This is a genomic window from Nakamurella panacisegetis (assembly GCF_900104535.1).
GTDB lineage: Bacteria > Actinomycetota > Actinomycetes > Mycobacteriales > Nakamurellaceae > Nakamurella > Nakamurella panacisegetis.
On sequence record NZ_LT629710.1, the window covers coordinates 3,881,447 to 3,893,600 of the forward strand.

12 protein-coding genes and 1 pseudogene are annotated in these 12,154 nt (G+C 65.8%); 9 read left to right on the forward strand and 4 right to left on the reverse strand.

What is annotated here, in order from left to right:
- Position 1: 1 nt before the first annotated feature.
- From BLS97_RS17495 to BLS97_RS17525, 7 genes and pseudogenes are all read left to right on the forward strand, one after another.
- On the forward strand, positions 2-811 hold the full coding sequence (locus BLS97_RS17495; RefSeq protein WP_090478307.1) for a hypothetical protein: 810 nt from the start codon (positions 2-4) through the stop codon (positions 809-811).
- A gap of 89 nt (positions 812-900) precedes the next feature.
- The gene (locus BLS97_RS17500) at positions 901-1,302 is read left to right on the forward strand and encodes a phage holin family protein (RefSeq protein WP_407938064.1); all 402 of its coding nucleotides are present in this window, start codon (positions 901-903) and stop codon (positions 1,300-1,302) included.
- Positions 1,299-1,886, forward strand: a complete 588-nt coding sequence (locus BLS97_RS17505; RefSeq protein WP_090478311.1) for a DUF3618 domain-containing protein — start codon at positions 1,299-1,301, stop codon at positions 1,884-1,886. Before BLS97_RS17500 ends, BLS97_RS17505 begins: the two co-directional genes overlap by 4 nt.
- 84 nt (positions 1,887-1,970) lie before the next feature.
- On the forward strand, positions 1,971-3,104 hold the full coding sequence (locus BLS97_RS17510) for a YihY/virulence factor BrkB family protein (protein ID WP_090478315.1): 1,134 nt from the start codon (positions 1,971-1,973) through the stop codon (positions 3,102-3,104).
- Positions 3,104-3,868 (forward strand): TetR/AcrR family transcriptional regulator, encoded by a 765-nt coding sequence (locus BLS97_RS17515; protein ID WP_090478318.1) that lies wholly within the window; start codon positions 3,104-3,106, stop codon positions 3,866-3,868. Before BLS97_RS17510 ends, BLS97_RS17515 begins: the two co-directional genes overlap by 1 nt.
- Before the next feature lie 716 nt (positions 3,869-4,584).
- A complete protein-coding gene (locus tag BLS97_RS23585; protein ID WP_197676245.1) occupies positions 4,585-4,863 on the forward strand; it encodes a hypothetical protein in 279 nt (92 codons plus the stop codon).
- A 328-nt stretch (positions 4,864-5,191) separates the two neighbouring features.
- Positions 5,192-5,512, forward strand: a pseudogene (locus BLS97_RS17525) (alcohol dehydrogenase catalytic domain-containing protein); the annotation flags it as partial.
- A 73-nt stretch (positions 5,513-5,585) separates the two neighbouring features.
- Here the strand turns inward: BLS97_RS17525 and BLS97_RS17530 are convergent.
- From BLS97_RS17530 to BLS97_RS17545, 4 genes are all read right to left on the reverse strand, one after another.
- Positions 5,586-6,755: an IS30 family transposase gene (locus tag BLS97_RS17530; RefSeq protein WP_090482531.1), complete on the reverse strand. Its 1,170-nt coding sequence runs from the start codon at positions 6,753-6,755 to the stop codon at positions 5,586-5,588.
- A gap of 183 nt (positions 6,756-6,938) precedes the next feature.
- Complete coding sequence (locus BLS97_RS17535) at positions 6,939-7,622, reverse strand: TetR/AcrR family transcriptional regulator (protein WP_090478321.1); 684 nt, start codon at positions 7,620-7,622, stop codon at positions 6,939-6,941.
- 451 nt (positions 7,623-8,073) lie between these two features.
- Complete coding sequence (locus tag BLS97_RS23940) at positions 8,074-8,571, reverse strand: hypothetical protein (RefSeq protein ID WP_231988166.1); 498 nt, start codon at positions 8,569-8,571, stop codon at positions 8,074-8,076.
- Positions 8,572-8,896: 325 nt separating this feature from the next.
- Positions 8,897-9,319 carry a hypothetical protein gene (locus BLS97_RS17545; RefSeq protein WP_090478327.1) on the reverse strand — a complete coding sequence of 141 codons (423 nt, stop codon included), beginning with the start codon at positions 9,317-9,319 and terminating at the stop codon, positions 8,897-8,899.
- Positions 9,320-10,331: 1,012 nt separating this feature from the next.
- Here BLS97_RS17545 and BLS97_RS17555 point away from each other — a divergent pair.
- A complete protein-coding gene (locus BLS97_RS17555; protein WP_090478336.1) occupies positions 10,332-11,183 on the forward strand; it encodes an HAD family hydrolase in 852 nt (283 codons plus the stop codon).
- Positions 11,180-12,007, forward strand: coding sequence for an MIP/aquaporin family protein (locus tag BLS97_RS17560; RefSeq protein WP_197676246.1), 828 nt, complete (start codon positions 11,180-11,182; stop codon positions 12,005-12,007). Before BLS97_RS17555 ends, BLS97_RS17560 begins: the two co-directional genes overlap by 4 nt.
- Positions 12,008-12,154 lie beyond the last annotated feature (147 nt).

Here is a 12,154-nt window from a genome sequence, read left to right on the forward strand (position 1 = left end):
GATGACCAGCAGCCAGGATTTCGGAACCTACCCCCCAGCCGGGCAGAACCCGATCGCCGGTGCCTACGCCACCCCACCGCCCAGCACCTATGACCTGAACCCCTCCCATTCGAGGGCTACGTCGTCCAGTGATGAACCGTCAACCACCGACGTCGCCAAGGACCAGGCCGCGAACGTCGCCGGCAGTGCCGGTGAAGCGGCCCAGCAGGTCGCCGGAGTGGCGAAGGAACAGGTGCAGCAGGTCACCGCTGAAGCGACACGGCAGGCCAAACACATGCTGTACCAGGCCCAGTCCGAATTGTCGGACCAGGCTCAGGTGCAGCAGGAAAAGTTGGCCGATGGTTTGCATGCGGTCGGTGACCAGCTCAAGTCGATGGCCCAGGGATCTGATCAGCCCGGCGTGGCGACCGATTTGGCACATCAAGCGGCGGACAAGGCGCATGAGATCGCTGGGTGGCTCGAGGGTCGCAAGCCCGGCGACGTGTTGAACGAGGTTCGCAGCTTCGCGCGGCAACGTCCGGGAATGTTCCTGGCGGTCGCCTTGGGCGCCGGCTTGGTCGCGGGCCGGCTGGCGCGCGGTTTGGCCGCCGACCCGGACGAGTTGGGCAACAGCGTTGGTACGGCGCCCAAGGCCCCTGCGCTTCCTCGGCAACCCGGGTATGTGGCCCGCCCCGCAGTCGGCGGCGTCCAGCCCAGTGCGCTGAGCGCCGGCGGTGCCCATTCCTCTCCGGACGGCACTGACCTCTACGGGACCGGCGCGGTCCCGGACTGGACCGGCAAGTCGGTCGAGGATCTGCGGGAGGGCCGGTGAGTTCCCCGAACGGGGGGCACGCCGCCCCGGATCCGGGCCTGTACCCGCCGCAGGGTTACCGGGCCGCCGAACCAGGGGGCTCGTCGCCGATCGAAACGTCGAACGACACGCCGCGGTCCCTGGGCGAGTTGATCAGCGAGATCACCACCGATCTGTCCACGTTGATGCGGCAGGAGGTGGAACTGGCCAAGGCAGAGCTGACCCAGTCCGCAAAACGCGCTGGAAAGGGCACCGGGCTGTTCGCAGGCGCCGGCGGGGCCGGACATTTCGTGCTGTTGTTCCTGTCGATCTCATTGTGGTGGGCGTTGGGTGATCATCTGGGCTACGGGTGGTCGGCGTTGATCGTCGCCATCCTGTGGGGCATTGCCGCCGCGGTGATGGCGCTGATGGGCAAGAAGGAATTTTCCGCGATCCGCGGTTTGGATCGCACCAGTGAAACGCTCGGCAAGATTCCGAACGCGGTCAAGGGCAACGAACAGGAGAACCGATGAGCAACGACCCCGACGTCATCCGCGCCCAGATCGAACAGACCCGGGCCGGCCTGTCCAGCGACGTCAACGAACTCGGCGAGAAGGTCAGCCCGGCGCAGATCGCCAAACGTCAAAGGGACAAAGTGAAGGGTAGAGTCATGACGGTCAAGGACCACATCATGGGCGCCGCCGACACCGCGAAAAGCTCCACCGGCGGCGCGATGTCCTCGGCTGGCGACGCGGTCAGTGACGCCCCAGGGATGGTGGCCCAGCATACCAAGGGCAGCCCGGTGGCCGCCGGGTTGATCGCGTTCGGCGCCGGGATGCTGCTGTCCGCCCTGATCCCGGCGTCAAAGCCAGAGGCGCAAGCCGCCGCCGCGATCAAGGAGCAGGCGCAGCCCCTGGTCGATCAGCTGACCTCGACGGCGAAGGAGGCCGCGGGCAACTTGCAGGAACCGGCTCAACATGCGCTGGAGTCGGTGAAGACCACCGCATCGGACGCCGTCGACACAGTGAAGGACGAAGGCAGTTCCGCGGTCGATGACGTCAAGGGCCAGGCGCAGGACGCGAAAGACACCGTGCAGCAACACGTATCGGACAGTTGATCCCGGCGGTCACTTGAACTCCGCGGGCGGGGCCGGTTCGCCGGTCCCGCCCTTCGCCTTCACCCCACACCTTCGGAGACGACGATGAACCAGCACAGCAGCGGGAGCAAGGCCCAGACCGCACCGGACCCGGACGACGACCGCAAACCCGATGATCTGGGTGATCTGACCAAAAGATCCTGGAAGTTCATCCTGAAAAAGACAATCCGGGTATTCTCCAAGGACCAGTGCACCGACCTGGCCGCCGGATTGACCTACTACGCCGTACTGGCCGTGTTCCCCGCCCTGTTGGCCATCATCTCCCTACTGAGCCTGTTCAACCAGGGCCCCAGCGGCACTGACGCACTCATGGGCATCGTCAAAGACGTTGCCCCCAGCGCCGCCGACACCCTGCAGGGCACCGTGACGCAGCTCAGCTCCAGCCATGCCGGCGGCATCGGCCTGATCATCGGCCTGGCTGGGGCGTTGTGGTCGGCCTCGGGTTACATCGGGGCGTTCGGTCGCGCGATGAACCGGGTGTATGAGATCGACGAGGGCAGGCCGTTCTACAAACTTCGCCCGGTCATGCTGCTCGTCACCGTCATCGCGGTCATCCTGGCCGCGCTGGTTGCGGTGGTCCTCGTCGTGTCTGGGCCTATCGCGCGGGCGGTGGGCGCGGCGATCGGATTGGGCGGCACTGCGGTCACCGTCTGGAACATCGGCAAGTGGCCGATCATCCTGGTTGTCGTCATTGCGGTCATCGCGGTCCTGTACTACGCCACACCGAACATCAAGCAACCGAAGTTTCGGTGGATCAGTGTCGGCGCCGTCATCGCCGTGCTCGTCTGGATTGTGGCGTCGGTCGGCTTCGGGTTCTACGTCGCCAACTTCTCCCGCTACAACAAAACCTACGGCTCTCTGGCCGGCGTCATCGTGTTCTTGCTGTGGCTCTGGATCACCAACCTGGCGTTGCTGTTCGGCGCCGAGATCGACGCCGAGATCGAACGAGGGCGACAGCTGCAGGCCGGGATCGCCGCGGAGGAGTCGTTGCACCTCCCACCCCGGGACACCAAAGCCAGCGACAAACTCGCCGCCAAAGACGAAAAGGAAATCGCCGAGGCTCGCGCCATCCGTGACGGCCCAGCCAATAGTTCACGGCGGCCGGCTACCCGAACATTGCACTCGCCATCCGGGCAAGGCGAGCGCGATTCGTCCCTGGCGCGCGACGGACATCACTGATGGCAACGGCCGGCGCAGATCCAGACTCCCCCGAAACCCTCGGTGCAGCGGCTGCACCGAGGACGCCGGTCACCAACCGCGACACCATCACCCGGCAGAAGGTCATCCTGGCGGCCGTCCAGGTGATCGACACCGAGGGCCTGCGGCAATTCACCTTGCGCCGCGTTGCCCAGGTCTTCGGAGTGGAGACTATGGCGCTCTATCACTACATCTCCAGTCGTGAAGCGCTGCTGGACGCGGTGGTCGAGCACGTCATCGACGAGCTTTACGGCGACCCGGACGTGCACCTGCACACCGACAACTGGCCCGACTACCTAGTCCGTCTGGCCCACGGTGTGCGCCGCATCGCTCTGGCCCACCCGCTGCTGTTCCCGCTGATCGCCACTCGGCCGCCGGCGGCTCCATGGGTCAAACCCCCTCTGCGGAGCCTGCGGTGGATGGAATCGTTCCTGCAAACCCTCCGCGATTGCGGCTTCGGCCCGGCGGCATCGGTCGCGGCCTACCGCGCATTCTCCAGCCTTCTACTCGGACATTTGCTCCTGGAGGTGTCCACGCATGGCGCCGAGACGAGCCCCATCGAGCAGGAACCCCCCGGACGGGCCGACCCGGCCGACCTGAGCAACTACCCGGTGCTGCTGAGCCTGGAGAAGGAGCTGACCGAAGACCACGCCGCCGAAGAGTTCGAGGTCACCCTCGAGATGCTGCTGGATCGGCTGGACCTGATGAAGCCGGCATCTGCCCAACAACGTCGGCGACATGATTGACCGGTCTGCGCGTTCGCAGCCCGGCTGACGACACACACGATCCACTAGATCATCGGAGCGAGATATGAGCACACCCATGGATCCCGAAGCGATCCCACCGCAAATCGACAGCGGCGAAGCACCTCTGGGCGAAGGGGGCCCGACCGAGCACGCCGACGAGCGGTTGCGGGAAGGGCCGAGCACTGCCGCGCCGCGCTACAGCGCAGCCAGCTCGGACACCGGATGGCAACGCGAAAATTCTCTGTCATCGAACCAGCCCGCCGAGCCGCTCCCGCCCGAGCACCCGGCCAGGCCGGTAACTGCTACCGGTGATGCCGTCGTACTCCAGGACAGCCCACCTCAATCAGCAGAAACGGTGCGCCTGGCCCGAGCCGAACCAGCGGTCATCCCGACCTCGGAGACAGTGCTGGCCCGCGAGCGGGACCAGTTCGGGGGCATCAAATTTGGGTCGACGTTCTTCGGCTGGCTCACCGCCACCGGTCTGGCCGTCCTGCTGCTGGCGATCCTGGCCGCCGTCGGCGTCGCATTCGGTATCACCAGCACAGCGAATGTCGACAAAGCCGTCCAGGAAGCGCAGAAGGCCACCGGGACCGCCAAAACAGTCGGACTGGTCGGGGCCATCGTACTGCTGGTGATCTTGTTCGTGGCCTACCTACTGCGGCGGCTACGTCGCCGGCCGGATGGCCCGGTTCAACGGCGTCAAACAAGGTCTAGCTGTGTGGTTGTGGGCGATCGTCACTTCCGCGATCATCGCCGCCGTCGCCGCCATCGGCGGGTCCAAGTACAACGTGCTGGCCCAACTGAACCTCCCGCGCATCCCGGTCGACGAAGGCGACGTCACCACCGTCGGCCTGGTCGCCATCGGCGCCGCCATCCTGGCCGCGCTCTTGGGCGCCTTGCTGGGCGGAGCCTTGGGCACTCGCTTCCACCGCCGCGTCGATGCCGCCGGGTACAGCGCTCTCACCGACCAGCAGGCATCCGAGCGGCAGATCTGATCCAGCATGAAAGGAGACAGGCAATGTCGATGTCCTCCCGGGATATGGCCTGTTCACGGGCCTCGGTGTTCGCTGTGCTGTCCGACCGTTGGTTGCTGGGCCTATGGGTTGTCGGCGCGTCCCGCATCCGAGACGTCGCTGCCACCTGGCCCGCAGCGGGGTCCCAGGTGCACCATTCGGTCTGAGCGTGGCCGGCGCTTCTGCACCGCCGCAACACCGAGTCCCTGCGTCGATTGGCTTACCTGGCCGAGCACCGACGACCCCCCCCGGAATGAAGCATTCAGCTTTCGGGTAACGACAGGGCAGACCACACGGAAAGAGGCACTGAATGAAAGCAGTGACCTGGCATGGTAAACGGGACGTCCGCATCGACGAGGTGCCGGACCCCATGATCAAGGAACCGACCGACGCGATCGTGAAGATTACCTCGACTGCCATTTGCGGCTCGGATTTGCACTGGTACGAGGTGCTCGGCCCGTACCTCTCGGTTGGGGACATCCTCGGCCACGAGCCGATGGGTATCGTGCAGGAAATCGGCTCCGGGGTCACCGATATCGCGGTCGGAGATCGGGTGGTGGTGCCGTTCAACATTTCCTGCGGTCACTGCTGGATGTGCCAGCGAGGGTTGCAATCTCGCCCGCCTGCGACTTTCAGCTCACAACTGCGGCTCGATGCGTGTCCTTTATGAGTGAGCCCTGGCGGTTTCTAGCGAACGTTGCGAATCATTGAGTTGCCAGTCGGCGGTCCCAGCGTCGCATGAGCTGTGCTGGTGTGCGATCCGCCAGGCACAGGCGTGGTCGCGAGTTCATTTCCGCTGTTACCTGAGCGAGGTGGGCGGCGGTGATGAGCGAGAGGTCGGTGCCCTTCGGAAAGTACTGTCTCAAGAGGCCGTTGGTGTTTTCGTTGCTGCCTCGCTGCCAGGGTGAGTGTGGATCCGCGAAGTAGATTTTGATCTTGGTGGCCCGTTCGATCCGGTCGTGGTGAATCATCTCGTTGCCCTGGTCCCAGGTCAGTGTGCGACGCAGCGCTGGTGGCATGCCGGCGAACACAGCGATCAGTGCGTCACCGACGGATTGGGCCGAATGTCCGTCGGGCAGTGGGACCAGGACGGTGTGTCTGGTCTTGCGTTCGACCAGTGTTGCGATCGCAGACCGTTGTCCCGCACCGATGATGAGGTCACCTTCCCAGTGACCGACCTGACCGCGACGCTCGACCACGGCCGGCCGGTTTGAGATCGACTTCATCTTGGTCAACTGCTTCATCGCGCCTTCACGGGTTCGGCCCCTACCTCTGCGGTGGCGGTAGATACGGGCCGTACGCAGGTTGCTAGGGGTCGCGGCGCAGATCAGCCCGCGGTAGACGCCCGCGTAGATGGTCTCGGCGCAGACGTGCCAATCGGGTCGATTGCGGTAGCTGCGCCGCAGCCATCGACTGATCTGTCCCGGCGACCATCGGGTCTTGAGCTTGCCGGCGACCACTGCGCGAAGTTGGTCGTCCGCGGCGAATCGGTGCGGCTTGGGTCGCCGACGTCGCTCGTGGGCTTGGTTGTGGGCGAACCACGGCTGATATCTGCCGTCGGCCTTGCTGTTCCTGGCGATCTCCCGATAAACGGTCTGGAAGCTGCGACCGATGCGGGCAGCGATCGACTTCACCGGCTCTCCCCGGGCCAGCCCGTCGGCGATCTCGATCCGGTCGTCCTGATTGAGGTAGCGGTTGCTGATCGGCGTATCGACATAGCTCACGCTGCCAGCGTCGATGAACCACAGCGATCCGCAGCTCAAGGACACGCCGACCATCTCCGACGCCGCAGCCCCGGACAGGCCAGTTCGGATCAGCTCAAAATATCGTCGTTTGACCGCAGCCGGCATCTTGTTGGCAGCGAATCCAGGCATGTCGTACTCCACTCGTCAGGATTCACGACGTTCGCTAGAAACCGCCCCCCACCGTGTACGGGTACGGATCACGATGAGGATCGCAGTAGCACGAGTGGTGCGCTCCTCGCGTGCCCGTCGGTTCAGCAGCGCAGCCGACGGGAATCACCTTCACCCACCGCTGCTACATCGCCGGAGATGTGGTCAGCGTTTGCCGCGGCTGGTGAGCCGCTCGATGAGCGCCTCGAGCCCTTCCTCGAACTCCTCCGCGCCACGGTCCCGGGACAGCAGCGGTTCCAGGCGTTTGAGCAGCGGGTAGTCGTCGAGGTCGGATGCGTCTGGCGGGGTTGGTTGCGCTTCTTCGACTGGACCGACGTCGGCGCCTAGGGCGGAAACCTCCAGAAGCAGGTGGCCGAGCAGGAAGCTGGAGAATGCTTGATAGACGGCCACGGCGTTCTCGTCGGCAAACCCGCAGGCCTGCAGAGCCTGCAAGAACGTCTGGATCCACCGCAGGCTCCGCAGCGGCGGCTGTATCCACGGGGCGGCGGGCGGCCGGGTCGCGATCAGCGGGAACACTTGCGGGTGGGCCAGCGCGATCCTTCGGACCGCATGGGCTGTCCGGTAGAGGTATTCCTCCCAGTGCGCAGCGTGGACTTGCAGGTCCGGGTCGTCGTGCAGCTCGTTGATGACGGTCTCCACGACACTGTCGAGGACCTCGTCCCGGCCGGTGAAGTAGTGGTAGATCGCCATGGCCTCGACGCTCAGGCTGGCGCCGAGTTTGCGCATGCTCAGAGCGTGCGCGCTCTCGGCGTCGATCAGGGCAATTGCAGCGGTGGTGATCCGGGCCCGGTCCAGCGGACCCGCACCACCGGTGTCGCTCTTGGCCATCACCCGCCGCCTTCCCCTTCTGATGCCGGACGCTTATGTGTGAGCCCAGGGTACCCAATCCGCTGTGCAGCACAATCTATGCACAGTGCGGTGCCCGGCTGGCGTATCGACACCGTCGAGGGTATTTCATGTCGTGAAAAGGTTGAACTGTCACCTCGATTATCGCACACGTGGAAGGCGAGGGACCTTTTGATGACTCTGCGGACGCCAGCCCGCTCGACGGCGGGTTCGACGAACCGATGGGCCGCTACACCTACAACGCGGCTACCGACTCGTGGTGGCGGTCGGAACAGATGCAGGCCATTTTTTTTGGGCGTCACCGAATCCGAACGGTTGCACTCCAGGACGTCGTGCACGAGGTGGTCGAACACTCGGCGCACGGCCGCGCCGTCATCGAGCCAGCGAAGGGGGCGATCATGCTCAGCTACGCCTCACCGACGTGGTCTGGCTATCAGCCGGCTTGGATGGCTTCTGTTCCGCTGATTCGGGCGGGCACGCCGCGCTCGGTGGGGCGGGTTGCGGTGGGGGATTCGGCGAGCCAGGACCTGAGTGCCCGTGCTGTCAGATCCTCGTCGGCGGCGGAGGTGAAGGTGGCGGCGGTTGTTTGAATGCCGGCAGAGGCGGCTTCATCGGGCGGTGGCCCGAGGGGCGCGGAGGCCGTAGCCTGCTTGTCGAAAGACGGTCGGGGCCGCGGGACGGCGGACCGCACGATCTGGGGTGGTGTCGGGAAAGCACGCTGGACGGTGGCGGCATCGACGCCGAGGTCCCGTAGAACTTGCTGCTGTTGCTCGCTGTCGAAACGCGCGGGCAGTTCCCGCTGCGCCCGCCCGGCCAGGCGCACCAGCCCGCTGCTGTACAAGAACCGCACCACGGCGTTGCGTCGAATCTCCACGATCGGCCACCGTCCTTCTCCGTCGGGAATCGATTTTGCCGCTCCATCCAGGTTCACTCAAAGATACCCTCCGACTGCCCGTCGAGGCGGATCCAAGACGACTCCACTCCAACGGGGTCGCAAATCACGCGCGTTCACACCTACGGCGTAAGCCTGTGGGCGTCTTGGGTTCTCCTTCGAGAAGCACAGAATCGACGCGGACGTACTCTGGGCGGGCACACGCAAGAGGTCCGATTGGTCACCCGGAACCAGTTACGTCGTGTCGCATCCGCAGGGGGGTGGGCTGGGCGGCCCGACTCGGGCGGCGATGGGATGGCGCACGCGCTGCGGTGGAGCTGTGCCGGGCGGTGTTCGTCCCTGATCGCGATCCAGGGGCTCACTGCTACCGCGAGCTGATGGCTTCGAGGTGGATCCTCGATCGGTCCAATTGGGCGGACTCGTCCAGCAGCCGGGGGAGTTGGTCGGCGATCGCCAACTGCGCGTAGGTGTCACGGTCCCACCACATCGGTACGGTCAGGTACCGATCGTCGGGGTAGGGCACCGGGTGTACCCCTTGGCTGTTGACTCCGCCGGTGGTCTGCCAACGCCGGACGGCATGTTGGGCGACGGCGCCCAGGGCGTAGCGGGCGCCGGTCAGGCGTAAAGCGTGGACGAAAATCCGGGCCAGAGCATCAGTCAGGTCACGTCGATGGGCGGCGGTGTCCTCGACCCAGCCGGTTTTCATCTCGATGACCCCGCCTGGCAGGCGCGCGTTGATCTCGGCGTGCAGGGCGGCGGCGCCTTCGCGGCCGGCCCATTCCTGCAAAGCATGGGCTTGTCGGGGCTGGCGTAGGGACCTTGGACTCGCATTCCGCCGACGACGGCACCTGTGTCATCGGTTGCGCAGAAGAACATCGCCGTACTCGATCCGTCCGCGACCTGGTCGTATTCGAGCACCGCCGCGACGTCGTGCCGGCTATAGCTGGCCAGGGCGCCCGCGATATAGGCCAGCCAGAGGGCGGGTTGGGCCGCCGACGTGGCCACTACAAACGTGTATCCGGAGATCGGGTCCTCGTACCGAGCAACAACTTCCCGATCGATACCACCCCGGCCATCCCAACGGGTTGCATCAAGAGTGACGGCGGCGGAGTCGTTATACACACAGTCATCCTATCGGGGCGCGCGTTACGGCCTGAGACACCCCTTCGAGTGGAATCGTCCAGCAACCCGGCGCTGCGGTACCCGGTCGCGGTGTTCCGTCCCGGCCGTCCCGGGGTGCATCACCAAAGGCCTCAAGCTCGGCGGTGGCCCGCCGCGCCGTGCATGGCGACCGCAGGTAAGCCCAACCGTCAGCGAGCAGTTCGGCTCACAACGCCGCCGACTACCTGATCGGCGGAAAACTTGGCCTCGCCGCTTGGCCGCCCGATGTCGGTTCGCGATCGAATTTCACGTCGCCCGATCCAACCCCACCTCGCGGAGCTCAGGGCGTAGAAAGGGTGGAGGTTTACGCTTTTCCATTTCGTTGGCATGAGCCGATGTGGGTCTGCCACCACGTCCCGGTGATCGCGATCGTCGGGCAGACGGAACGCTCCGCGATGGGCGGGTCGGATCAGCAGGAGGTTGGCCTGCTGAGCCTTTTCAAAGATGTCTGTTCGGATTATGTGCAGATGTGCACCGGGCCGCAGCAACATCCACACCCACCCATCTCACAGCCGAGGAATTGAACGGGTTCGCGCCACCTCGATGCGCGGGCGGGTTGCGGAACCGGCAGGATGGTGTGCATGCGGCTTCCTCGGCAAAGCGCCACACGCTCCGCAGCTTGAGCGGCGGCTCGCGGCATGACCGACGACATCCTGGAGGGTGCGCTCCCGTCCTGGCGCGATGGGCCGCCGAAGCAGTCGCTGCTCGCGTTTCTGCGCGAGGTCAGCTGCGGGCCGGCGATGATCGCCGTCGCGGAGCGGGTGGCCGCCTTCGACTTCGACGGGACCCTGGCGTGTGAGAAGCCGCGGACTGCGTTGGCGCAGTTCCTCGCCGAGTGTTGCCGCCCGGACAGCCCGGAGAGTGTTCGCCGTGCCGCCGCAGAGGGCAGCGGCGCGGACGTGCTGCGTGGTTTGGGTGTGCTGTTCGCCGGCCGGACGGTCCAGAATTATGGAGAGCGGTCGAGAGAGTTCCTGGATCGGGCCGCGCACCCGCGCTTTCGCCGCACATATCCGAGCTTGGTGTATCAGCCGATGCTGGAACTGATCAGGCTGCTCTGCGCTCTCGAATTCAGCGTATTTGTCTGCACCGACAGCTCCCGGGACTTCCTGCGGGTCATCGCCGACTCAGCCCTGGGTTTACGGCGCGAGCAGATCATCGGCTCCGAGGTCCGGATCGACTACGTCGACGGTCGGCTGGTGCGCACGCCGAACCCGATCCCCTTCGACGACGGACCCGGTAAGACCGTGCACCTGTGGGACCGCACCGGCACCCAGCCGGTGCTGGCGGCCGGCAACGCCGCCGGCGACATCGAAATGCTCCGCGCCGCCCGCTATGCCCTCGTCGTCCATCACGACGACTCGGTCCGCGAGTACGCCTACGCTGATGAGCAAGTGCTCGACGCCGCGGCCGGCGACCGGTGGACGGTGTTGAGCATGCGCACGGATTTCGCCCGCATCTGGGCATCCGAGGCCACCGCAGGTGTCCAGTGAGCGGAGACCAGTCACGCCCAGCCGCCGACTCGCCCCGCGGGTCCTTGCCGGCGCTGCGGGAGCGGCACGGCGCCCACATCGCCGAGCTGCTGGAACGGCAACCCGCCTGGGCTCGTGACTTCACCGACCTGAGCCAGGAGTGGCGGCGGCTGGTGGCGGAGTTGTTCGGGACATTCCTGCTCGTCCTGGTCGGTGCCGGTGGCGCCGTCCTGGACGCCAAGACGGGTGGGATCGGCCGGGTCGCCGGTGTCACAGCCCCGGGTCTGCTGGTGATGGCGGTGATCCTGTCCCTGGGGGCGGTGTCCGGCGCGCACCTCAATCCGGTGGTCAGCGTCGCGTTCGCGTTGCGCCGGGATTTCCAGTGGCGCCGCGTGCCCGGGTACGTCGCGGCGCAGATCGCTGGTGCAGCGCTTGCCTGCTTGCTGCTGCGGGCCACTTTCGGAACCATCGGCGAGGTCGGGGCGACGCTGCCCAAACCCGGTTTCAGCAGCACCCAGGCATTCATCATCGAGGCCGTGCTCACCCTGGGCCTGGTCAGCGTCATTCTTGGCACCGCTTCGACGGCGCAGAACATCGGCCCGCTTGCGGCCCTGGGCGTCGGCGGCTACATCGTCCTAGCTGGCCTATGGGCTAGCCCCGTCAGCGGGGCGTCGATGAACCCGGCCCGCTCTCTTGGCCCCGACATCGTGCGAGAGAACGTTGACGAGCTCTGGCCTTATCTGGCCGGTCCCCTCTGCGGGGCGGCGCTTGCGGTGGCCTTGGCCTACGTCTTGCGCGGACCCGGCGGAGACCCCGCCGCCCGCAAAGCCGCGCAAGGCCACTGAAGCGCTGAGCCTGGACTACCGTGCGGCCCTGAAGAGCGGGAGGTGACCTCGTGATGGGGTCATCTTGGGATGGGGTCATCTTGGTTCGTGCTCGTCGTTGCTCTGCCGGTGTGAGTGCGGTCCGGATCGAAGCCCAGTGTCGAAGGC

Coding starts and splice junctions, on each gene's coding strand:
- BLS97_RS17515 (WP_090478318.1), top strand. CDS start 3,104: ATGGCAACGGCCGGCGCAGATCCAGACTCCCCCGAAACCCTCGGTGCA.
- BLS97_RS17530 (WP_090482531.1), bottom strand. CDS start 6,755: ATGCCTGGATTCGCTGCCAACAAGATGCCGGCTGCGGTCAAACGACGA.
- BLS97_RS17510 (WP_090478315.1), top strand. CDS start 1,971: ATGAACCAGCACAGCAGCGGGAGCAAGGCCCAGACCGCACCGGACCCG.
- BLS97_RS17505 (WP_090478311.1), top strand. CDS start 1,299: ATGAGCAACGACCCCGACGTCATCCGCGCCCAGATCGAACAGACCCGG.
- BLS97_RS17495 (WP_090478307.1), top strand. CDS start 2: ATGACCAGCAGCCAGGATTTCGGAACCTACCCCCCAGCCGGGCAGAAC.
- BLS97_RS17535 (WP_090478321.1), bottom strand. CDS start 7,622: ATGGCCAAGAGCGACACCGGTGGTGCGGGTCCGCTGGACCGGGCCCGG.
- BLS97_RS17555 (WP_090478336.1), top strand. CDS start 10,332: ATGACCGACGACATCCTGGAGGGTGCGCTCCCGTCCTGGCGCGATGGG.